The organism is Balneicella halophila (assembly GCF_003096835.1).
In the GTDB taxonomy this organism is placed as follows: domain Bacteria; phylum Bacteroidota; class Bacteroidia; order Bacteroidales; family Balneicellaceae; genus Balneicella; species Balneicella halophila.
This window is the reverse complement of sequence record NZ_QENZ01000003.1, coordinates 219,041-242,224: the sequence shown is the minus strand read 5'-3', so window position 1 is coordinate 242,224 and position 23,184 is coordinate 219,041. Positions and strand designations below refer to the sequence as shown.

Here is a 23,184-nt window from a genome sequence, read left to right as displayed (position 1 = left end):
TTAGTAAGATTTTGATATTAAGTAATTGACTTTTGCCATGGCAATATGATACGCTTTCATAGCAGTAGCAATCATTTTCTGATATTGCAATGACTCTTGTTGCATCCGTAGGACTTCTTCAAATTCTTTTCCTGAATTCCCATAAGATGTAAGTAGCAGACGTAAAGACTGTTGCACAGTTTGTAGCTGGTCCGTATATAAGTTTATCAGTTTTTCTTGCTCCTGAAGTTGAAATACTGCCATTTCATAATCTGCATTTAGTGAATTGACAACATCTTGTTTCTGAAATTTATAGCTCTCTTGTAATAATTGTGCTTCCTTGGTCGCAGCGTTGTATTTTTTACTGAAAATAGGGATACTTACACTCACCATCGGCATAATCACATCTTTACCATTGTCATCAATAGATACATCAGGTCGTTCATTTATCACAACATAATCTAAGCCTACACCAATTTTTGGCATTCGCTGCTTTTGTATTGCTATTTCGGCAGATTTGTTCGCTTGTTGTTTTAATTCCAAAGCTTTCAATTTCGGATTATTAAAAATTGAATCCTTTTTATAATTAATAGAAAAGATGTCTAATTGAAGGGAATCATTAATCAATATCTTCTCATCTTCTTGACGATTCAGCAATTTATTGAAAGTGATGCGTAAAGGCTTTTCTTTTAACCGAAGTATTTCAAGAGATGTTTCTGCATCTTTTAACATGATATCAGTACGCAATACATCTACCATTGCACCTTTACCATTTTTAAACTTTTGATTGGCTATTTTTTTGTAAGAATTTAAAATAGTAATATTTTCCTGTTCAATCTGTAGCCACTCTTGCAGTTCATACAACGGATAGTAAGCGGAAGCGACTTGGAAATACAGTTTATTCCGTGCCTCAATAAACTCTTGAAATTTCGCCTCTGCCAAAATTGAAGCTGTATTGCCTTGAGCCTTCAACGTGCCAAACCATGGAAACGCTTGAGAAAGAGAGAACTTGGTTTTTTGTGCTCCCACTCTTGTCTCTACCGGAGAAATAAAATATCCGAAGGAAAATGTTGGGTCTTGCAAAGTATTTACTTGAGAAATTTTCTGTAAGGAAGCTTCATACTCTTTATATTTAGCTTGCAAGCCTGGATTGTTTTCAGCAGCTATTACAAAGTAATCGTCTAATGTTTGGGAAAATCCCTTTATACAAAATAAGATAAGGATTATTGTGATATATCGTTTCATGATTTTAATTTCTTAAGTTTATACTCTTCACGCATACAGTAAAGTGTAGGCACAATATAATAGGTAATTGCTGCAATGAACATTCCCCCAAAAGCCGGTATAGCCATGGGAACCATAATGTCAGAGCCACGTCCTGTTGATGTAAGTACTGGTAGCAAAGCGATTATTGTTGTTGTCGTTGTCATCACAGCAGGTCTTATTCTTCTTTGACCGGCTTCTACCACGGCAGCACGAATTTCATTTCGAGTTTTGGTTCGGTTTTGTTTAAAACTTTGGTCAAGATAAGTTCCCATCAAAACTCCATCATCTGTTGCTAATCCAAACAAAGCGATAAATCCCACCCACACAGCAACGCTTAAGTTGACTGTACTCATCTGGAAAAGGTCTCGAATGTTTGTTCCAAAGAAGGTAAAATCAGCGAACCAACCTTGTCCGTATAGCCAAAGCATAATAAAACCGCCACTAAATGCCATTGCGACTCCAGTAAAAATCATTAATGAAGTTGAAACTGAACGGAATTGAAAATAAAGTATCAAAAAGATAATTATTAGAACGACAGGAACGATAATGCTTAACCTTTTTTCTGCTCTAACTTGATTTTCATAACTTCCTGAAAACTTATAATTAACACCTTTCGGAACTATTAATTCTCCACTGGCAATTTTTTCCTTGATTATAGCTTGTGCATTGTTTACCACATCTACTTCGGCAAAACCTTCTTTTTTATCGAAGAGTACATAACCAACCAAAAACGTATTTTCACTTTTCACCGCTTGCGGTCCTCTCACATATTCGATAGCTACAATTTGTTCCAAAGGAATTTGTGCTCCAGTAGGCGTTGGGACTAAAATAGTACTTAAAACATCTGGACTGTCACGCAATTCGCGTGGATAGCGGACACGAATAGGAAATCGCTCTCGACCCTCAACGGTTGATGATATTTTCATACCACCTATTGCCGTTTCTATAGTCTGTTGCACATCTTCGACATTTAATCCATAACGAGATATTTCGTTCCTATTAATATTTAAGTGGATGTAGGGTTTCCCAACGATTCGGTCTGCAAATACAGCTTCTTTTTTCACCGAAGGTACTTCTTTCAAAATGCTTTCTATCTGCATGCCAAATTCTTCAATGGTATTTAAATCAGGACCAAAAACCTTAATACCCATCGGTGCTCTCATTCCTGTTTGTAACATTACCAATCGTGTTTCAATGGGTTGTAGCTTAGGAGCTGAAGTTACTCCTGGAATATTCGTTACCGCAATTATTTCATTCCAAATATCATCAGATGATTTGATATGTTTTCTCCAATTTCTAAAATAACGACCATCCTCATCCGGTATCAAATCATCCATAGAGAACTTTCTGTTCAGTAACTCTTCATTACTATAAGCTTCTCCATCCTTCAATAGGAATTGTTCATCATTATTTATTTTAAAACGCATACGATGTCCTCTCTCATTCAACGCATATTCAGATTTGTAATTGATAACATTTTCGAACATTGATATAGGAGCGGGGTCGAGTGCTGATTCTGCTCTGCCTAATTTACCAACACTAAGCTCTACCTCAGGAATATTACTTAGCAGCATATCCAATTGTGCCACGACTTTTCTATTGTATTCCATTCCTGAATGTGGCATGGAAGTGGGCATAAGTAAAAAACTACCTTCGTCCAGCGAAGGCATAAACTCTTTGCCAATTCCAGGAAATGTATGAGCAAGCCCTGACCAAACTGATGTCGTTCGAATATTCCAGCCTACCTTGTCAGCACCATTGGCTACAAAACCAAAGATATTAGTAAAACCCAGCCATATATTTAAAGCAAGGATAATGAGAAGAGTCGGAACAATCAGAAATTTAATTTTATTATCTAATACCCAAATTAAAACTCTTTTGTAAGAATACTGTAAAAGGGTAAATGCACCTAAGATGAGTCCAACCAGCAGTGCAACAAAGATGAAATTTAGCAATAGGCTTTGGCCTGCTCCTAATGGCAACCAATATTTAGCCAATAGCCAAACAACACCGATAACTACCAAAATTAACTCTATGTTTTCAAGCAATTTTCTTGGTAAATCTTTTTTGAAAAATGTTTTCTTTTGAAGCAAAGGCTTTATAAAAGGAATGCTTCCAAATAAAATCAACAAAATCCCTGCCCAGATTTCACTATAAAAGAGTGCTACAATTCCTGTAAGTATCAAGAAAATATTTATCAGTTTTTTGGAACGGGAATTTTTTATCTTAAACCCAAAAAACAGATGTGCCAATGTTGGTAAAATGAGTAGTGCAACAATGAGAGCCGCTATTAATGCAAAAGTTTTTGTGAAAGCTAATGGAATGAACAATTTACCTTCGGCAGCTTGCATTGTAAAAACAGGAATAAAACTCACAATGGTTGTTGATACAGCAGTAAGAATTGCAGAGCTTACTTCCGAAGACCCATTATATATTGTTGTTATCAACTTTTGGTCAGGTGGCGATTCATCAATGTGCTTGACAATATTTTCAGAAAGAATAATACCCAAATCCACCATAGTACCAATAGCAATAGCAATACCAGAAAGAGCAACGATATTAGCATCTACTCCAAAGTAACGCATAGCAATAAATACCATAAGAACGGCAATAGGCAATAAGCTCGAAATGAGAAATGATGCTCTTAGGTTATAAATCATCACAATAATTACCAGAATTGTAATAAGTATTTGAAGGGAGAGCGCTTCCTCAAGCGTGCCAAGTGTTTCATGGATTAGTTGCGAACGGTCATAAAAAGGAACTATTGTGAGTTGACTTTCAACGCCATTTGCCAAAGTCTTTTTAGGTAATCCAGGGGAAATTTCATCAATCTTTTTCTTTAGATTATTAATAACTTGCAAGGGATTAGCACCATATCGTGCTACGACAACACCACCAACTACTTCTGCTCCGTCTTTATCGAGTGCACCACGTCGATTTGCAGGACCAAGCTTAACCACACCAACATCTTTCACACGAATAGGAACATTGTCTTGTACGGCAACTACTGCCTTTTCAATGTCAGAAGTACTTTTTACATAACCCAAACCACGCACCAGATATTCAGCTTGATTAAATTCGATGGTTTTTGCACCCACATCGCGATTGGATTTTTGCACCGCTTGCATAACTTGATGTAGCGGGATGTTGTATGATTTTAAAGCATCGGGATTTACATCAATCTGATACTCTTGAACATAACCACCTATGGATGCCACTTCTGACACTCCTTCAGTCGCATTTAAACCATATTTTACATAAAAATCCTGGACAGTACGTATTTCATGCAAGTCCCATCCACCTGTCGGGTTTCCATCTTTATCACGCCCTTCGAGCGTATACCAATAGACTTGTCCTAAAGCTGTTGCATCAGGACCTAAGGTAGGTTGCACTCCATCAGGTAATAATCCTGAGGGAAGAGAACTTAATTTTTCAAGTATTCTCGAACGTGACCAATAAAATTCTATATCTTCATCAAAGATGATATAGATACTTGAAAAACCAAATATGGAAGAGCTACGGATGGTTTTTACTCCGGGAATTCCTAAAAGATAGGTAGTTAAGGGATAGGAGATTTGATCCTCAATGTCTTGTGGTGAACGCCCATTCCATGATGTAAATACGATTTGTTGATTTTCTCCAATATCCGGAATGGCATCAACAGGTACGGGGTCAGAAGGAAGACCGTCTATTTGCCACCCAAATGGAGATGTGACAATACCCCAAGTAACTAAACCAATCAATAAAAGAAAGGTTACTAACTTATTTTCTAAAAAATACTTTATTATTTTATTAAGCATATTGCTTCAAATTTTACATAAAACTAAATGAAATAACTCAATGAAAACTATTCTCATCAATTTGAATTGATGAAGAATAGATAGTTTATGTAAAAATCAAAGTAAGAAAGTTTGAAAAAGCACTTGGGCGTCTTTTTCAAGTGGGGGAGCGTGATAATCAACGAAGAAATGTTGAGATTCTCTTGAAAATAAGTCAACATTCAGTGTAACATAAATAAAAGCTACTACAAAGTCAATCTTCTCAACAGTTTGAGTGGCATTTTTCAAGAAATTATCTACAGATTGTATGGTTTCGTATTCATTCTTGCAACACGGAACTTTACCCACAGTTGTCTGATTTTCATTATAATTTTCGGGTGCATCACAATGTTTTGTCATTTCCATCATACCACATCCTAAATGTGATTTGCCAAACATTATTTTTGTTTCTACTGCTTCACCACCACAAAAGTGGGTACCAATAGTCAAATACATGTGGCTAGCCACAATGATAAAAGACAAGAGTATGGATAAAACTTTCTTCATACTTAAATTATGGGCAAAATTACGAAAAATATTTCAAAGTCTTTTATTAAGTTTATTTTATTCTTTTACCTTGATGATAATTTTGCCTTTTGCTCTACCTGTTTTTTGATATTGTAATGCTTCAATAGCTTCAGAAAATGGATACTCTCTGTCAATTACGGGTTTTATAAATCCATCATCTGCAAGTTTCTTTATTTCACAGATTTGCTCTTTATTAGGTTCCATTAAAATGAATTTGTAATGAGCCGATTTACGTTTGATTTCTTTATTGATTTTGATTCTTTTCAGACTAAGAATGAAACGATAAAACCAATTAAGACCCAATTCTTTTGCAGATTCTTTATCCATGACTCCGACAAGGGTGATAACTTTTCCTCCCTTCTTTATGGCTTTAAAGGCATCGTAGGTATAATCATCACCTAAGGTATCATATACCACATCTACTTCTTTGGCAATATCAAGATAATTCTCTTTTTTATAATCAATGACGCGGTCAGCTCCGAGTTCTTTAACCCAATCTACGTTTTTTGTACTTGTTGTAGTGTACACGTAAGCACCTTTACTCTTGGCGTATTGAATGGCGAATGTGCCGATACCTCCTGAACCTGCATGTATCAACACTTTATCGCCCTTCTTTAGATGTGCCTCATTGAAGACTTGTATGGTCGTTACTCCCACTAAAGGTAAGCTTGCAGCTCCTGATAAACTAAGTTGTTTAGGTTTTGGACAAACTAATTCACTATCTATAGCAACAAACTCTGCAAAAGTACCTGGAGACATACCTGATACACGAGAAAAAATTTCATCACCAACATTAAAGTCTTTGACATTTGCTCCTTTTTCTACCACAACGCCTGCTACATCATAGCCGATACGTGCTGGGAAATCCAATTTTTTAATAGGTTTAAGTTCTCCTTTTATAATTTTATAATCTACCGGGTTGGTGCTCGCAGCATACACCTCAACTAATACTTGATTTTCTTTTATCTTCGGTTTGTCGATTTGTGAAAATTTCAAGTTATCCTTGACATCTCCATATCCTGTTATTAATAACGCTTTCATAACTATTTATGATTTGATTTATTGCACATTATTGTAAAGCTAAACAATTATTTTTTATTTTCTAGACGTTTTATCATCTGCTTCATTTCTTTGATTTCTCTTTCTTGAGCTTCGATAATCTCATCAGCAAGTTGTCGTACTTCAGGGTCTTTTAGGTCCGCTTTGTTACTTGTCAATATTGCAATAGAATGGTGTGGAATCATCGCACGCATCCACCTCATATCATCTATTGGAATTTGTTGTCTTACTAAGAATGTAGAAAGCACCATTAGTGAAACGCTTCCCACAACGATAGCAATGTTTTTAGATTTATTTTTATACATTTTACGCATAAATAAAAACATAATAATTGCCATCCCACCAATACCTATCAGCGTCATATACATTCTTGTCCAGCTAAAAAATACATGGCTTAATTCATAGGTATTGAAATACATGGTTATGTACATGGATATTGCTGAGCAGACCAGCATCAATATAAATCTTGTATAATTTGAATTTTTCATTTTATTGCGTTTTAGTGTACTTCATCAAAGCCGTAATTCGATTTATTATCTTTCCCTTTATTCTCTTTGTCGAAGTTCGGTTTATTCTCATTTTGCGGTTGTACGATTGGGTTTTTTGGTTTTGGCATTCCCTCTTTATCTTTTGGTGTATTAACGACATCTTGAGGAACAACTTTCGTTTTATCTTTGAATGTTTGAACCGTCTTTAGCAACTCTTTAACAATAGTTTCTCCAAACTTATTGGCGGCTAATGGACTAGCTCCGGAAATTAGTTTCCTATCAACATGGCATCTTTCATTATCTGCGACATTTACTATAGAGATACCTAAGTCGTTTAATTTTTTACCAAATTTCCAAGGTAATTTACCTGGCAAGTAACCAATATATGGGAGCAAACCATCCGCTACATCAGGAAATGCAACAATTTCGTAACCGTTATAGATGAATGAATCTTTGCCTTCCTTATCAGCAAGTGATAATAAAGCCGCAGGTCCATGGCAGATGACCATAGTATATAAATCTTTTTCATATACCCAGCGTAGCAACTTGCCTACATTTTTATCATCATGAAGTCCTAAAAGTGCTCCGTGACCTCCTGGTATAAAAACACCGACATAATCGGTACTGTTTTCCATATCCTTTTGAACAAATTCTGCTAAGTTTATAGGATTTTCCAATTGTTCTGCATATTTTGAAAAAATCGTACGTACATGCTTGTCTTCATCAGGCATTGCCCACATTTCTATTTTTACAGATTTGCCTGTTGGGGTCGCTATATCGATATCAAACCCTGCATTTTCTAGATGCAACATCGGAACAAACATTTCCACAGGATGATTACCCGTAGAGAATTTTTTTCCATTTTTCATCTCTAAAAGTTTCTCTTCGGTGCAGAGCATTAAAACTTTTTTACCAAGTCCTTCGTACGGATTAACTCCGGTTATTTTCTCATAATCTATTTCTTGATAATCTGTCTTTGATGACGTAGCTTTTTTTATTGCTAAATGAGAGGGTCTATAGGCGTCTTCGCCTGTTGGAATTGGTGCTATACCTAAAAGTGATCTAATCATTTTTTATCAATTTTAAATGTTTATGATTTCTTTGTTGTAATTTGCAATATTCTCTAAAGTTATTCAACAAATACCTATCCAAAAACTTACTGAAACGAGATAAATTTGGTTTGAAATATTTGGATAATACTCTTGTTTCTCTGTCTCTAAATATTTGCAGGTCGAGATATGTAATTAAATTATTTTTTTAAATTTAATATTTAAAAATTGTGGTAAGGTTTATGTAGTTTTTTAGTATATAAACCATTTAAAATTGAAATTATGAGTAAGAAAGAGCAAGATTTCAATCCTGACGTTACAAAAGAGGAGAAAGAAAGATTAGATGATTCTCACTTACGTAATGATGGGGGAGATGATGAAATTTTAAAAGAAAGAGAACGACCCGTGGATTTTGAAGGTGAAAACTTAGATATACCCGGACGAACATTGCCAGATGATAGAAATCCCGAAGATACAAAGGATGAAGAGAATCAGCATTACAGTCTCCCTGAAGAAGATTTGTAAAATAGTACATTAATTATTCAAAAATCAATCGAAAGCCTTTTCCCCGGATTGTTTCAATGGTAATTTTTGAATCTTTATTTAGCAGTTCCCGAAGTTTTGAATTAAGGTTATTGATACTTGCCTCATAGCCCTCATCTAATTCACCACCCCAAAGAGTAGTTGCGATTTGCTCTTTAGAAACGATCGTGTTCTTCTTCAAAATAAGTAGATGCAATAATTTAAATTCTAAAGTGCTTAGTTTTTTGATCAAACTATCATTGTAAAACAAAGTACTGTCCTTAGCATTGAGTTTATATTGGCTGAGATTGAAAATATTGGGGTCTAATGCGAATCTTTTTATATAAGCGGCAAGTTCTGTGATTTTAAAAGGTTTTCTGATATAGCCAACCCCTCCAGTTGTAATGCCTTTAGCCACTATTTGCGCATCGGTGTGGGAAGAAATAAAAAGAATAGGAATATTTTTAAAATGTTTAAGAATTGTTTCGGCTTTTTCAATACCATTGTCCGCACCAATTTCCACATCAAATAAGATGATGGACGGCGAAAAATCCCTAATGATGCTTTCTACGCCTAATAAAGAATTTTGAAAATGGACTTGATAACCTAAAGAAGTAAGAGCCATACTTACAAAATTGCCTAATTCCGTATCATCATCTACCAAAAGAATTCGTTGTGCTATCATACAATGATTGTTTTAGGGAAACAAAGCGTAAAGGTACTTCCTTTTCCTAATTCGCTATGCAAAGTTATCATTCCTTTGTGTTTTTGCACTATCATTTTAGTAAAAGATAGACCAATGCCGTGTCCTTTGCTTGTTGTATTTTTAGAACGATAATACTCTTTAAAAACCTTTTTTTGCTCCTCTCGGGCAATACCCTGTCCGTTGTCTGCAATGTGAAGATATATTTTTTTATTGCCAATCTCCGCTGAAATACTCAGCTGTACATTTTCAGATGAATATTTTATCGCATTTTCAATAAGGTTTCTAAGTACGGAGTCAAAATACAATTCATCAACTTTTAGTTGTAGATTGTCGGGTATGGATAAAGCTGTTGTAATTTCTTTATTTGCATAGGTCTTTTGCAATTCTTCTATCAATTCAACACATTTCTCACGCAGTGCATACGTAGCAATATTTAATGTGATATTACCGTCTTGTGCTTTAAAAACGGAAAGCGTATGGGCAATTTTTTCTGTGAGTAATTTCACTCGACTTCCCGCCACAGTTAGTTGTTCTTTTTTCAGCTCATTTTGTTCGGTTTGTGAAAAGAAGTCCAAGACCGTATAAACGTGAGCCAATGGCGATTTGAGGTCGTGGACGATTCCTGCAACAACCTTTTGTTTCCATTCTAATTTCCGTTTGCTTTTTTGCAGTGCTATCAGTTGCCAACCGATAAAAAACGCTACTAAAATGATAGCAAAAGCTGCAATTCCAATAGATGTTATCAAGTTTCTAACAAAAGCCGAATTTTTGATTTGGAAACTCCCCTCAAAAGAATACGTACCTTCTGTGCCTAATGGAATTTTGATAAGTAAGGTATCATTTGTGTTCCAATTTTGATAAGAAATACTATCAAATGCTTCTCCATTTTTTAACAGTAGCATTTTATAACTTGCTATTTGACCAAAATCGATAAAATTTTCCTGAAAAAGAGAATCTACTTGTTTCAAGTGAAATTTCTGTTGTGATAGTGCTAAGTCGGCGAAAACATTACTAACTAACTCTGAAAAATTACTTTTGAGATGACCATAATTTTTAGTATCCAAATGGTAAACAGCAATAGCATCTTGGTCATTTATAGTGGTGTCTAGAGAAGCATCTTCAAAAGTAAGAGTTTGCTTATTAGGGTTTTCTGAATCTTCTAGTCCAAACTTCTCCGTTGCGTGAAAATTAATTATTTGCCTTAGTTCTTTTATTATCGAAGATTGGAAATTAGTTCTTTCTTGCCTAATAAATTGAGATACCCACAAAGCTTGTGAAAAAACAAGTATTGCCAAAACTAAAAACGCTATGGGAATTAATTTACGCATCCAATTATTTTTTCACAAAAGTAGTCAAAAACGAACTTTTTTCTCTGATTTTATTTAGAGAGCGTTTAAATTTAATTGTTTGCAAAAAATCTTTCTAATAAAAAATCTCATTGTTTCTAATAAATTACGCTTATTTGCCATGCCACTAAAGGTAATTCAGCCGGCTCATAGAAACACTTAGCATCGTCAGCTATATAAAAGGATATTCATAAAAGTTTTCTAACAAAATCCTCATACTTTCCTAATGACAATCTGAAAAAAGCAAAGCAAATCCTCATTTTCTTATTAGAGTTTTTTCAGAGATACTTTTTAACTTCAACCCAGTTTAATAACTAAGTTTAATCAAAAAAAAGAAACAATGAAAGCAAAAAAAAAAGCAATGGAGTGATGGGTTAGTAGAAGTGTTAACTGTAAATGAAATGAATGCAGTGAAAGGCGGATATTCAAATGAGGGAGAAGGAGAATACATCACCATTTACATAAATGGGAAAAAATATAGAATAAGGAAGAGTTAAATCAAAGGATTGACCAACTTAGTATTTTGTAGGTGTACAATGCAAAAGAAAAGTTTTTCAATAAATGTTTGCAAACAATGGAGCGATAAAAAGTTAATCTCCTAAAACGATGACTTAATTGTAAAACCTAAAATATAAATAAAATGGAAACAAAGAAGAAGGAAACTCGAAAAGCAGAGAATGCAAATTATTGCCAGCCTGTAAAGGATTCTGCTCTCAAGCTAAGATTGAAAATGGAGATTCTCTAGGGTGTGCATTAGATTCAAATTTTTCAGTGTCAGATTATATTATACAGAACTTTAATAATCAAATGGTATTGTCTAGAATATCAAAATTATAAATAAATAAATAAGTTATGAAAAGAACACTTTTAACAATAATAGTTTTAATATCAGTAATTATAATAGGGAATGCACAACAAAATGACGAGTTGTATTACATGGGGCATTCTTATTATGAAGATGCTAATGGAGTGCAACATATGGTACCTTTTGCAGTAGTGAAATTGTGTGAAGTGGAAAATCCAGAGAATGTTTTAGCCGTAAGATTATCGGAAGCTAAAGGACGATATATCATTAGAAATATTGACGTGGAGCAAGAGTATATCTTAAAAGTATATGCACCAAATGTTAAAGAGCAATGGTTTAAAGTACCACGAAATAATGGTCGCATAAAAAAATACAATATCAATATAGATGCAAAATTGGAAGTTCCAGAGAATTATAACGAACAAACTGTTTCTTCTCAAAAATTTAAGCCTTATGATTTTAATAAAAAAACTCTTTTAGAACAAATGATACTTCAACTACCAATGATTGAGGAAGAAGATGGCGAATTTACCACTTTGAATGGTGGCTCTGTGAAGTTGTGGCTTAATGGAGGAGAAGCTGATATGCAGACCTATGAAAAGATTAAAAATTTTCGAGCAAAAGACTTAGTAGAATACATGGAATATTTTAACGTTTCAGAAACAGAGAATCCTATATATGATGGAGTTTTAAATATAATGTTAAAAGTAGGTGATAGGTCAGAAAAACCAAGTTGGCGATTAGTTCCAATAAAGAAAATAGAACAGGATAAATAAAAAATGGTACTGTATGAAGAATTTAATTCAAAAAATAGGATTGATAATATGTTGTTGTTTTTTGCTTACAAATATATTTGCACAAGTAAAAGTACAAGGTACAATAACAACGAAGGAAAATGAAAAAATAGTTCCTGTTCCTTTTGCTAATATTACCTTGTATGACCTTGCGGATACTACAAAAGTAGTAACAGGAGAAGTTACTGATTTTGAGGGAAACTATCTCTTCGAAAATCTTAAAATGGGACGCTATCTATTGGAAGTGTCTTGTATTGGATACAAAACAATTAAGAAAGAAACGCGTATTTCATTACCATCAGTAGGAAATACATTAAAGCGAAATTTTCAATTAGAAGAAGATGCACAGATGCTTTCGGAAGTAGTAGTGGAAGGCTCTCGCACTGCTCAATATGTAGATAAAACAGTACGTACATTTACCCAAGAGGAAATAAAATCAGCACGTTATTCCAAAGACTTAATGGTTACAATGCCACAACTTACCATTGATGGACAATCAGGGAAATTGAAAGATATTCGTGGCGGGTCTATGCAAGTTTTGATAAATGGAGTACGTGCTACGGACAATGAATTAAAACTCTTACCTCCTGATAAAGTGCTAAAAGTAGAATATTATGATATTCCTCCGGCACGATATGCAAAAAGTGGTAGTGTAATAAATATTATAACCAAAACACTTGATGATGGTTATGGTGGTGGCATAGATGTCTCTCACGCATTTACCACAGGGTTCGGAAATGATAATATCTATTTCAAATATAACAAAGGACATAATCAATTCACGATGGAGTATGCTGTAAATTATCGGGATTATGATGATAGAGAGAAAACACAAACGTATAAATACACGCTAAATAATGAAGATAGGGAAAGTAACTATCTTGAGAAAGATGCTTTTGGCTATACGAATCATAAAATTGGATTAAAATTTACCAACCAAGTACAAGATAAATACGTTTTTCAAATTGGAATAAGTCCTAACTTTAAGACTTCTTTCTCGAATGGTACAAAAAACATCTTCAATCATTTTGGAACAACTCAACAAAATTATACGGGAAAGTTTAATAATGACACAAAAATCATTACCCCTGTTGTTGATATTTATTACTGGCGAAAACTAACGGAAACTTCCGATATTTCGCTGAACGTGGTAGGAACGATGTTTCGTACGGAAGTAGATAACGAAAACCGAGAGTTTGAACTTCCTAATATGAATGAAAGTTTAACGGATATTATGCGCTTAAATAATCGTAAAAAATCTTTAATTGGGGAAGTTGTCTATGCGAAAAATACAGAAATTGGTCAATTTAATGCAGGATATAAAATTACTTCGAGTTGGTTAAAATCTGATATTTCTAATGTTTTTGGAAATTATAATTATGACTCTCGTTACAGCGAACAATACTTATATAGTGAGTTTACAGGTAAAAAGAATAATTTACTTTATCGCTTGAGTCTTGGAGGAACACTAATTCATAATAATAGTTTTTCTAATGAATACGATAAATTCGTATTTACACCTCAATTAATGTTAGGTTATACATTAAATAATAACCACACTTTTCGTTTGATTGCTGAACGAGATACAGACTTGCCTTCTGTTGCAGATTTAAGTAAAAATGCACAACTTCTAACTCCTGATATTGTAAGCAAAGGAAATCCTATGTTAGAAAAAGAAATTAACTCAAGTATTGCATTGGTGCATTCCTTTGATGGGAAATATTTTGATATAGGCACAGCTGTGCTTTATGTACACACAGAGAATCCCATTAATCAGTATTTTAGTTATGAAAGGAATGATTCTTATATCACTTTGACTAAAGAAAATGCAAATAGTGCCAACTATTATGGTGCGTATATTAGTGGAGCCATTATGCCATTTGGCTCAAATGTTTTTACAGTAAAAGGAAGTTACCAAGCATTAAAACAGTCTGTCAATAGTGATTTAGTAGGCAAAATTTCACATTGGTACACTCCATTATATTTGGAAGGAATATTCAAATGGAAAGACTTATCTGTTTCTTACAGTCATTCCTTTGTTTCTGATGAACTGAATGGAGCATACTTAAATGATGATGAAAATCATTCCCTTTTTATGGCTCGTTATCGTTACAAGAACTTTAGTTTTTCTTCGGGACTTTATTGGGCAGGACAGCCATCAAAATACCACTCAGAAACTTTGGACAAAAGTTTGGTTGCTTACACTTCAGACTCAAAAATTTGGGATAACAAAACAATGTTTGTTTTCGGCTTTAGTTGGAATTTCCATAAAGGAAAATCATACAATGTGAAACGAAAGTTAGAAAATAAAGACACTGATGCAGCTACATTTTAATTACTATGAAACCTTTTCCCCTCATAAAACAACCCGATGCAATGGACTGTGGTCCTGCCTGTCTATGTATGATAGCCAAACACTATGGGAAAAATTATACATTAGATGGATTAAGACAACAGTCCTTTATTGGGCGTGATGGAGTTTCCTTGCTGGGCATTAGTCGAGCATCCGAAAAAATAGGTTTTCGTACTGTGGGTGGACGACTTACTTTTGAAAAGCTGGTAGAAAAAGCACCTTTACCTTGCATTGTTCATTGGAATCAAGACCATTTTGTAGTCGTTTATGAGGTAAAGAAAACTCGAAAAGAATACAACGTTTATGTTGCTGACCCAGGCAAAGGACTTATTACCTACAATAAAGAAGAATTTTGCTCACATTGGATAAGCACACAAACTAATGGAGAAGAAAAAGGAGTAGCACTGCTTTTAGAGCCTACGCATCTATTTTATGAGCAAGAGGGCGACGAGTTACACGGAAAAAAACGCTTACAATTCCTATGGAAATACCTTGTGCGTTACAAACGTTACTTTACCCAGCTTATTTTGGGGCTTTTTATAGGCAGTATTTTGCAACTCATTTTCCCATTCCTTACCCAAGCCATTGTAGATACCGGAATTAGTGGAAAAGACATCGGTTTCATTTGGTTGATATTAATCGCACAATTGATGCTACTTTTCAGCAGGACTGCTATTGACTTTATTCGCCGAAAGATACTATTGCATATCAGCACTCGTATCAATATTTCATTGATTTCTGACTTTTTTATTAAATTGATGAAACTACCGATGAAGTTTTTTGATACCAAATTGACAGGCGACCTTATTCAACGTATAGAAGACCACCGAAGAATAGAACGCTTCCTTACTGCACAAACCCTTAATTTGCTGTTTTCCATTTTTACTTTTATCGTCTTTGGTGTGGTATTGTTCTATTACAACTTACTTATTTTCTGCATCTTCCTTATAGGTAGTGTTCTGTATGGAATTTGGATACTGTTTTTCTTGAAAAAACGCCGTTTGCTAGATTATAAATTATTCGAGCAACAAGGGATAAATCGTAACGTGGTTTATCAAATGATTACCGGAATGCAGGAAATAAAACTGCAAGGTTGTGAACAACGTAAACGTTGGGAATGGGAAGATGTACAGGCTGACCTTTTCGATGTGAATATGGAATCGCTCTCCTTACAACAAACACAAGAGGCAGGCAGTATTCTCATTAATGAACTCAAAAACATTCTAATAACCGTAGTGGCTGCCACGGCTGTAATTAATGGGAACCTAACGCTTGGTATGATGCTGGCAATTCAGTACATTATCGGACAATTAAATAGTCCCATAGAGCAAATAATGTCGTTTATCTAACAATGGCAAGATGTAAGCATCAGCCTTGACCGTATGAATGAAATACATACTCAGAAGAATGAGGAAAACGAAAATAGAACGCTTACAGAGTTACAAAAAGATGAAAAAACAATCAATATTAAAGACTTGTGCTTTAAATACGATGGAACTCACCCCGAATATGTTTTGGATAACATCAATTTACAAATACCACAAGGTAAAACTACTGCTATCGTTGGTGCAAGTGGTAGCGGAAAAACAACGCTTGTAAAATTGCTTCTGGGCTATTATTCGCCCAATGAAGGGAATATCTTAATAGGTAAACAAAATTTGGAAGAATTTAATTTGACTTGGTGGCGAACTGTTTGCGGTGCAGTAATGCAGGAAGGCTATTTATTTTCTGATACTATTGCCAATAATATTGCCATTTCCGATGACACTCTGGATTTAGAAAAAATCAGATATGCAGCACAAGTTGCCAATATTGCCGACTATATTGAGAACTTGCCCTTAGGCTATAATACCAAAATAGGACAAGACGGACAGGGGGTAAGTCAAGGACAACGCCAACGGATTTTAATTGCACGGGTCGCTTATAAAAATCCACAATTTGTCTTTTTAGATGAAGCAACCAACGCTCTTGATGCCAATAATGAAAAAGCAATCGTTGAAAATTTGGAACAGTTTTATAAGGATAAAACTGTAATTGTTGTAGCACATCGATTGAGTACAGTAAAAAGTGCCGACCAAATCGTAGTGTTGGATAAAGGCAAAATTGCAGAAGTAGGCAACCACGAAGAATTAACTGTCAAGCGAGGAAAATATTACGAATTAGTAAAGAATCAGTTGGAATTAGGAAATTAACAAAATGGATAATAAGACGCAACATACAGAAAAAAGCATAGAGTTACGTAGTGAGAAAGTGCGTAATATCGTGGGACAAATTCCTTCTTTACTCATTCGTCAAGGGATTTTAATTATTGGTTTGGCATTACTTATTTTGGTAGGTGTTTCTGCATTTATTCCTTACAAAAAGACCTTACCCATAGAGGTAACAATTCAAAGAGTTCCTGCAATAGAAAAGATACACGCCTCTACCAACGGCATTTTGCTGATTGACAGTTTCCCTAAAATGGTCAAAGCAGAACAAGTGGTGGGTAAATTATTACAAAATGATACACTTTTACCAATAAAAGCACCTACAGAGGGAAAACTTATTTGGAATGTACAGAATAATGATAAGGTGAAAAAAGGAGATTTACTTTGTTTGGTCGTTCCTCAAGTAGCAACAAGCATTTATGGAGAATGTGAAGTGAATGCCTCACAAAAAGCAATGCTAAATAAAGGGCAAAAGGTTGAACTTTTAGACGATTTCGGACAACAAATTAACGGACAGATTTCCCAAATCTATCTTATACCAACAAGGTCAAATTTATTCAACGTACGAGTTGAAATAAGTTATCACTCCATAATAGCTACTTCGCTTAAAGGAAAAGTTATATTGCAAGAAAAAAGTGTGTTAAGATACTTCTCAAAATTATTAATGTGATAACTCACACAATTTTTTAGACAGAGCATTTATATCCTCTCTTTCTGTCTATTAATTTGGTGAGTTATCATATTTTATTTGGAGAAGTTTTTTTATCAACACATAATCAATTAAATAAAAATAAATATTAAGCAGTCTTATAGCTTTCGAAACTAATACATCTTCGACTTAGTAACCATTCTGATGCAATTTTCTAGGAGCTTCGTATTACTTATTTCAACTTTTTGAGTTGTAGTAAAGGTGTATATAATCATAAAGTAAAACCCCAATAACTTTGAGATATCGGGGTTTGATTGTATTTTAATTTTTTAACAGTGATTATTTCACTTCCTCGAAGTCAACATCAGTTACATCATCGTCACCACCTTGTGAAGCATTTCCTTCATTAGCTTGTGGATTTCCTCCAGGCTGTGGTCCAGCTTCGCCAGGCTGTCCTTGTGCTTGAGCCTGTGCATTATAGATGTCTTGTGAAACTGCTTGGAATTCTTTGTTCAATTCATCCATCGCTGTTTTGATAGCAGGTACATCTTGTGACTTGTGTGCTTCTTTCAATTTTGCTAATGCATCCTCGATAGGCTTTTTCTTATCAGCAGGTATTTTATCTCCAAGCTCTTCGAGTTGTTTCTCTGTTTGGAAAATTAAACTGTCTGCTTGGTTGATAGTATCCACCTTTTCTTTAGCTTCTTTATCGGCAGCTTCGTTAGCTTTAGCTTCGTCCTTCATTCTGTTGATTTCATCATCAGATAATCCTGAAGATGCCTCGATACGGATACTCTGCTCTTTACCAGTTCCTTTATCTTTGGCTGAAACGTTAAGGATACCGTTAGCATCAATATCGAAAGTAACTTCAATCTGTGGAGTACCTCTACGTGCTGGTGGAATACCGTCTAAGTGGAAGCGACCAATCGTTTTATTGCCATTTGCCATTGGACGTTCACCTTGCAATACGTGAATCTCAACAGATGGTTGGTTGTCTGCAGCAGTAGTAAATGTCTCTGACTTTTTGGTTGGTATTGTAGTGTTTGCTTCAATGAGCTTCGTCATTACACCTCCCATAGTTTCAATACCAAGAGATAGAGGAGTTACGTCAAGTAACAACACATCTTTTACTTCTCCTGTTAACACACCACCTTGAATTGCTGCTCCTAAAGCTACTACTTCATCAGGGTTTACTCCTTTTGATGGAGTCTTTCCAAAGAATTTCTCTACTTTTTCTTGTATAGCAGGGATACGTGTTGATCCACCTACAAGAATTACTTCGTCAATGTCAGAATTAGACAATCCTGCATCTTTAAGAGCTGCTTTACAAGGAGGTATTACCGCCTCGATAAGTGAGCTTGCTAATTGCTCAAATTTAGCTCTTGACAATGTACGTACTAAGTGTTTTGGTACACCATCAACTGGCATAATGTATGGTAAGTTGATTTCTGTGCTTGAACTGCTTGATAATTCAATTTTAGCTTTCTCAGCAGCTTCTTTTAGACGTTGTAAAGCCATTGGGTCTTTACGCAAATCAATATTCTCATCAGCTTTAAACTCTTCAGCTAACCAGTCAATGATTACTTGGTCGAAATCGTCACCACCAAGGTGTGTATCACCATTCGTTGATTTTACTTCAAACACACCATCTCCCAACTCAAGGATAGAGATGTCGAAAGTACCACCACCAAGGTCGAAGACTGCAATTTTCATATCATCACTCTTCTTATCTAATCCATAGGCAAGAGAAGCAGCAGTTGGCTCGTTGATAATACGTTTAACTTCCAATCCGGCGATTTGTCCGGCTTCCTTAGTCGCTTGACGTTGAGAATCACTAAAGTAAGCAGGCACAGTAATAACTGCTTCCGTTACTTCTTGTCCTAAGTAGTCTTCTGCCGTTTTCTTCATTTTCTGAAGAATCATTGCAGAGATTTCTTGAGGAGAATATTTTCTGTCATCAATAACCACACGTGGCGTATTGTTATCACCTTTGACCACTTTATACGCCATTCTTTCCACTTCCTTACTTACTTGGTCGTAAGTTTCACCCATGAAACGTTTAATAGAACTAATCGTTTTTTCAGGGTTGGTAATCGCTTGACGTTTAGCAGGATCACCTACTTTTCGTTCGCCATCCTTAACGAATGCTACGATAGATGGAGTTGTTCTTTTTCCTTCGCTATTAGGAATTACTACCGGCTCATTACCTTCCATTACGGAAACGCAAGAGTTGGTTGTTCCTAAGTCTATTCCAATAATTTTTCCCATTATTCTTATTATTTTAATTATTTATTTTTCAAGTTTACACTCCCTTAAATGCAATAGCTATACCAAAACTTGGATGGCAGTTGCGAAACAATGAAAAATGCCACATTTAGGAGAAAAGATTATAAAACAGGGGATTTTTAGTGACAGAATGTCAGTTTTAATCTAACAAATGATCTTGCAAATGTCCGCCACAATTGTAGCAATACGCAGCTGATTTTCGGTGACCTACTGTACCGCATTCAGGACATTCTCTACCTTCAAATTCAGAACTGTCAATATCTCCTTCTGAAGGATTGAGTTTTTTCATTGTAATCTCTGAAGTGACGATACCCGTTGGTACAGCAATAATTCCATAACCGAGAATCATCACTACACTCGCAAGAAATTGACCAATGGGCGTAAGTGGTGAAATGTCTCCATAACCAACAGTTGTGAGTGTAACAACTGCCCAATATATTCCAGTTGGAATATCTGTGAAGCCACTTTCAGGACCTTCGATAAGATACATTAACGTTCCAATAATTATAACTGCCATGATAACAGCAAAAAGGAATACTGAAATTTTTGATGTGCTAGCCTTCAATGCACGGATAAGGAAAGTACCTGCTGAGGTGTATCTATTTAATTTTAGGATTCTGAAAATACGTAGTAATCTGACACCTCTTATTACCGCTAAGCCTTGAGTGCCTCTAATGAAAAGACCTAAGAATGAGGGTAATATGGAAAGGAAATCGATTATTCCATAAAAACTAAAAATATATCGGGAAGGTCTTTCTACAATCCAGATTCGTAAAATGTATTCAATCGTAAAAAAGATGGTAATTATCCATTCTATCACAGAGAAATAATCCCCATAATTTTTATGATATCTTGGAACACTTTCCAAAATGACCATAAGAATACTCAAAATGATAAGGATAATAAGCGTAATGTCAAATGCTTTACCTGCGGGAGTAGAAACCCCAAAAATAGTTTTACTAAGTCTTGCTTTGAGCTTTTTTACTGACTCCTTAGACATATTTTTCTATTATTAGACAGACTACGAACTTACTGCAAAAATAGGATATACACAAATGTTGAATTTTTTCGTACTGCAAAAAACAGTATTTTAGCTAAATATTAGCCTACAATATATTTATGATAACGATTAACACCATAAAAGCTCCAATCAAAAAGGAACTCGAGGTTTTTCAAAAGATTTTCAAGAATTCTGCCAAAACGGATATATCTCTTTTAAATGCAGTCAATGCTTATATTTTTCGGAAAAAAGGAAAGCAATTACGCCCTGTTTTAGTGTTGTTGTCGGCTAAACTGTGCGGAGATATCACATCCAGTTCCTATACTTCGGCTACGTTGGTGGAATTGTTTCATACAGCCACTTTGTTGCATGACGACGTCGTCGATGATGCCAAACAACGCAGAGGAATTGCCTCTGTCTATGCTATTTGGAAATCTAAAATTGCTATACTCGCAGGTGATTTTTTATTGTCAAGAAGTATGCTTGTTGCCTTGGAAGCCAAAGAGTTTGACTTGCTTGAAATCATTTCTAATGCAGTAAAGGAAATCAGTGAGGGCGAGTTGTTGCAATTAGATAAAGTCCGCAAGTTGCAGAATACAGAAGGAGCATATTTAACGATTATCCAAAAGAAAACAGCCTCTCTTTTTGCAGCCTGTGCAAAGGCAGGTGCAACTTCAGCAACCGACGATGAAGCGAAGATTGAAAAGCTCTATCAATATGGACTTAATTTGGGTATTGCTTTTCAAATGCAAGATGATTTATTAGATTTTGATAAGACCAATGCATTAGGGAAACCGCTTTACAATGATTTGAAAGAGCGGAAAATGACCTTGCCGTTTATCTTTGCTCTAACGCAAACCGAAGATTCAAAGAGGTATCTCAAGTTGTTTAAAAAGAAAAAGAAAACGGCTACTGAATTAGATGAATTAGCAACATTCATAAGAGAAAATGGAGGAACTGATTACACTGAAAAACAAATGGATATTTATAGAGATAAAGCACTGTCTTTCTTAGATGGATTCGAAGATTCTCCAGAAAAAAGAGCATTAGAACAATTAGCCTATTTTGCTACTGCACGTAAAAAATAAATGACGATGAGTTATAAGATTATAAGTGATCCTCTTTATGGATTGATTGATATAGAAACGGATATTGTACGGAAGATTATTGATCATCCTTATTTTCAACGGCTCCGTAATATTAAGCAATTAGCATTGACTTATCTGGTTTATCCGGGAGCTGAACATACGCGTTTCCAACACGCATTAGGTTGTTACCATCTTGCGAGAACTGCTGTAAAGGTGCTCCGTAAAAAAGATGTGCCCATTAATAAGGAGGAAGAGGAAGGAGTATTATTAGCTTCTTTATTGCATGATATTGGTCATGGCCCTTTTTCTCATACTTTAGAGTATCATTTGGTAAAATGCAGTCACGAGAATTTCTCCTTGAAAATAATGGAGAAGATTAACGAGGAACTGTCTGGAAGGTTAGACACGGCTATTGCGATTTATAAAAACACCTATCATCGGAAGTTTTTGCATCAGTTGGTGAGCAGTCAGGCAGATGTAGATCGATTAGATTATTTGAAAAGAGATAGTTTTCACACGGGAGTAGCCGAAGGGGCTGTGGGCAGTGAACGTATCATAAAAATGTACGATGTCGTAAATGATGAGTTGGTTATAGACAGTAAAGGCATTTTTTCAATAGAGAAATTTTTACTGGCTCGCCGGATGATGTATTGGCAAGTTTATTTACACAAAACGGTTTTAAGTGCTGAGGAGATGCTCTTACAAATCATAGCAAGGGCTCGCTATCTCTTAGAGAGAGGAGAAGTAGCACTTTTTATAACAGAGCCTTTGAAGTATTTTTTAGTAAATCATGTAGAGGAAGTTACGGATGAAGCCTTAGAGATGTTTGTTAGACTAGATGATAGTGACATTTTTTGCTGTGTGAAAGAGTGGTGCTATGCTGATGATTTCATATTGCAATCCTTATCACAACGCCTCATTACTAGAGATTTGAATAAAATAAGTGTTGAAATAAAGGAATTCAGTGAGGAATATATTCAGAAAGTCAACAAACTAACAGAGCAGACGCTAGACTTGCAAGCTGATGAAGTAGATTACTTTGTGTATCATCACAAAATTGGAACACGCTCTTATCACAGTATGGATACGCCCATAGTTTTTAAAAACAAAAATGGAGAATTAGTAAACATTGCCGAGGTTTCAACACTGTTGAATGATAATCAGTTTAATTTTACTGATGTGCGTTATTTTATATCTTATCCGAGAGAAATAGTCAATCTTTTGTAAAAAAGAAACCCTAC

The 23,184-nt window shown here is 35.1% G+C and carries 16 protein-coding genes and 1 pseudogene; 7 read left to right on the top strand and 10 right to left on the bottom strand.

The window, feature by feature from the left end; all coding sequences use genetic code 11:
- From C7377_RS01145 to C7377_RS01120, 6 genes are all read right to left on the bottom strand, one after another.
- Positions 1–1,224 carry a TolC family protein gene (locus tag C7377_RS01145; RefSeq protein WP_116495508.1) on the bottom strand — a complete coding sequence of 408 codons (1,224 nt, stop codon included), beginning with the start codon at positions 1,222–1,224 and terminating at the stop codon, positions 1–3.
- The gene (locus C7377_RS01140) at positions 1,221–5,045 is read right to left on the bottom strand and encodes an efflux RND transporter permease subunit (protein WP_116495507.1); all 3,825 of its coding nucleotides are present in this window, start codon (positions 5,043–5,045) and stop codon (positions 1,221–1,223) included. Before C7377_RS01140 ends, C7377_RS01145 begins: the two co-directional genes overlap by 4 nt.
- A gap of 96 nt (positions 5,046–5,141) precedes the next feature.
- Positions 5,142–5,570 (bottom strand): HYC_CC_PP family protein, encoded by a 429-nt coding sequence (locus tag C7377_RS01135; protein ID WP_116495506.1) that lies wholly within the window; start codon positions 5,568–5,570, stop codon positions 5,142–5,144.
- 57 nt (positions 5,571–5,627) lie between these two features.
- Entirely contained in the window at positions 5,628–6,632 is a 1,005-nt protein-coding gene (locus C7377_RS01130; protein WP_116495505.1) for an NADP-dependent oxidoreductase, read from the bottom strand.
- A 47-nt stretch (positions 6,633–6,679) separates the two neighbouring features.
- Positions 6,680–7,138 carry a DUF305 domain-containing protein gene (locus tag C7377_RS01125; protein ID WP_116495504.1) on the bottom strand — a complete coding sequence of 153 codons (459 nt, stop codon included), beginning with the start codon at positions 7,136–7,138 and terminating at the stop codon, positions 6,680–6,682.
- A gap of 11 nt (positions 7,139–7,149) precedes the next feature.
- A complete protein-coding gene (locus tag C7377_RS01120) occupies positions 7,150–8,208 on the bottom strand; it encodes a DJ-1/PfpI family protein (protein WP_116495503.1) in 1,059 nt (352 codons plus the stop codon).
- A gap of 261 nt (positions 8,209–8,469) precedes the next feature.
- Between C7377_RS01120 and C7377_RS01115 the strand changes: the two genes are divergently transcribed.
- A complete protein-coding gene (locus C7377_RS01115) occupies positions 8,470–8,712 on the top strand; it encodes a hypothetical protein (protein WP_116495502.1) in 243 nt (80 codons plus the stop codon).
- 13 nt (positions 8,713–8,725) lie between these two features.
- On the opposite strand, the gene C7377_RS01110 is transcribed toward C7377_RS01115, so the two are convergent.
- Positions 8,726–9,394: a response regulator transcription factor gene (locus C7377_RS01110; RefSeq protein WP_116495501.1), complete on the bottom strand. Its 669-nt coding sequence runs from the start codon at positions 9,392–9,394 to the stop codon at positions 8,726–8,728.
- Positions 9,391–10,743, bottom strand: coding sequence for a sensor histidine kinase (locus tag C7377_RS01105; RefSeq protein WP_116495500.1), 1,353 nt, complete (start codon positions 10,741–10,743; stop codon positions 9,391–9,393). Before C7377_RS01105 ends, C7377_RS01110 begins: the two co-directional genes overlap by 4 nt.
- Before the next feature lie 870 nt (positions 10,744–11,613).
- On the opposite strand from C7377_RS01105, the gene C7377_RS01100 reads away from it, so the two are divergent.
- The 4 genes and pseudogenes from C7377_RS01100 to C7377_RS01085 all read left to right on the top strand — a co-directional run bounded on the left by C7377_RS01100 (position 11,614) and on the right by C7377_RS01085 (position 17,590).
- Positions 11,614–12,342 carry a hypothetical protein gene (locus C7377_RS01100; protein WP_116495499.1) on the top strand — a complete coding sequence of 243 codons (729 nt, stop codon included), beginning with the start codon at positions 11,614–11,616 and terminating at the stop codon, positions 12,340–12,342.
- Between the two features lie 13 nt (positions 12,343–12,355).
- Positions 12,356–14,695 carry a TonB-dependent receptor gene (locus tag C7377_RS01095; RefSeq protein ID WP_116495498.1) on the top strand — a complete coding sequence of 780 codons (2,340 nt, stop codon included), beginning with the start codon at positions 12,356–12,358 and terminating at the stop codon, positions 14,693–14,695.
- A 5-nt stretch (positions 14,696–14,700) separates the two neighbouring features.
- A pseudogene (locus C7377_RS01090) lies at positions 14,701–16,905 on the top strand (peptidase domain-containing ABC transporter).
- A gap of 4 nt (positions 16,906–16,909) precedes the next feature.
- Complete coding sequence (locus C7377_RS01085; RefSeq protein WP_116495497.1) at positions 16,910–17,590, top strand: HlyD family efflux transporter periplasmic adaptor subunit; 681 nt, start codon at positions 16,910–16,912, stop codon at positions 17,588–17,590.
- A gap of 318 nt (positions 17,591–17,908) precedes the next feature.
- On the opposite strand, the gene dnaK is transcribed toward C7377_RS01085, so the two are convergent.
- Entirely contained in the window at positions 17,909–19,837 is a 1,929-nt protein-coding gene (dnaK, locus tag C7377_RS01080) for a molecular chaperone DnaK (protein ID WP_116495496.1), read from the bottom strand.
- A gap of 157 nt (positions 19,838–19,994) precedes the next feature.
- Entirely contained in the window at positions 19,995–20,855 is an 861-nt protein-coding gene (locus C7377_RS01075; protein WP_116495495.1) for an ion transporter, read from the bottom strand.
- Positions 20,856–20,974: 119 nt separating this feature from the next.
- Between C7377_RS01075 and C7377_RS01070 the strand changes: the two genes are divergently transcribed.
- Positions 20,975–21,943 (top strand): polyprenyl synthetase family protein, encoded by a 969-nt coding sequence (locus tag C7377_RS01070; protein ID WP_116495494.1) that lies wholly within the window; start codon positions 20,975–20,977, stop codon positions 21,941–21,943.
- A 6-nt stretch (positions 21,944–21,949) separates the two neighbouring features.
- Positions 21,950–23,170, top strand: a complete 1,221-nt coding sequence (locus C7377_RS01065; RefSeq protein ID WP_207778379.1) for an HD domain-containing protein — start codon at positions 21,950–21,952, stop codon at positions 23,168–23,170.
- The last annotated feature ends 14 nt before the right edge of the window (positions 23,171–23,184 follow it).

Excerpts from the sequence above, each read along its gene's own strand:
- C7377_RS01145 (WP_116495508.1), bottom strand. The coding sequence starts at position 1,224 with ATGAAACGATATATCACAATAATCCTTATCTTATTTTGTATAAAGGGA.
- C7377_RS01140 (WP_116495507.1), bottom strand. The coding sequence starts at position 5,045 with ATGCTTAATAAAATAATAAAGTATTTTTTAGAAAATAAGTTAGTAACC.
- C7377_RS01135 (WP_116495506.1), bottom strand. The coding sequence starts at position 5,570 with ATGAAGAAAGTTTTATCCATACTCTTGTCTTTTATCATTGTGGCTAGC.
- C7377_RS01130 (WP_116495505.1), bottom strand. The coding sequence starts at position 6,632 with ATGAAAGCGTTATTAATAACAGGATATGGAGATGTCAAGGATAACTTG.
- C7377_RS01125 (WP_116495504.1), bottom strand. The coding sequence starts at position 7,138 with ATGAAAAATTCAAATTATACAAGATTTATATTGATGCTGGTCTGCTCA.
- C7377_RS01120 (WP_116495503.1), bottom strand. The coding sequence starts at position 8,208 with ATGATTAGATCACTTTTAGGTATAGCACCAATTCCAACAGGCGAAGAC.
- C7377_RS01115 (WP_116495502.1), top strand. The coding sequence starts at position 8,470 with ATGAGTAAGAAAGAGCAAGATTTCAATCCTGACGTTACAAAAGAGGAG.
- C7377_RS01110 (WP_116495501.1), bottom strand. The coding sequence starts at position 9,394 with ATGATAGCACAACGAATTCTTTTGGTAGATGATGATACGGAATTAGGC.
- C7377_RS01105 (WP_116495500.1), bottom strand. The coding sequence starts at position 10,743 with ATGCGTAAATTAATTCCCATAGCGTTTTTAGTTTTGGCAATACTTGTT.
- C7377_RS01100 (WP_116495499.1), top strand. The coding sequence starts at position 11,614 with ATGAAAAGAACACTTTTAACAATAATAGTTTTAATATCAGTAATTATA.
- C7377_RS01095 (WP_116495498.1), top strand. The coding sequence starts at position 12,356 with ATGAAGAATTTAATTCAAAAAATAGGATTGATAATATGTTGTTGTTTT.
- C7377_RS01085 (WP_116495497.1), top strand. The coding sequence starts at position 16,910 with ATGGATAATAAGACGCAACATACAGAAAAAAGCATAGAGTTACGTAGT.
- dnaK (WP_116495496.1), bottom strand. The coding sequence starts at position 19,837 with ATGGGAAAAATTATTGGAATAGACTTAGGAACAACCAACTCTTGCGTT.
- C7377_RS01075 (WP_116495495.1), bottom strand. The coding sequence starts at position 20,855 with ATGTCTAAGGAGTCAGTAAAAAAGCTCAAAGCAAGACTTAGTAAAACT.
- C7377_RS01070 (WP_116495494.1), top strand. The coding sequence starts at position 20,975 with ATGATAACGATTAACACCATAAAAGCTCCAATCAAAAAGGAACTCGAG.
- C7377_RS01065 (WP_207778379.1), top strand. The coding sequence starts at position 21,950 with ATGAGTTATAAGATTATAAGTGATCCTCTTTATGGATTGATTGATATA.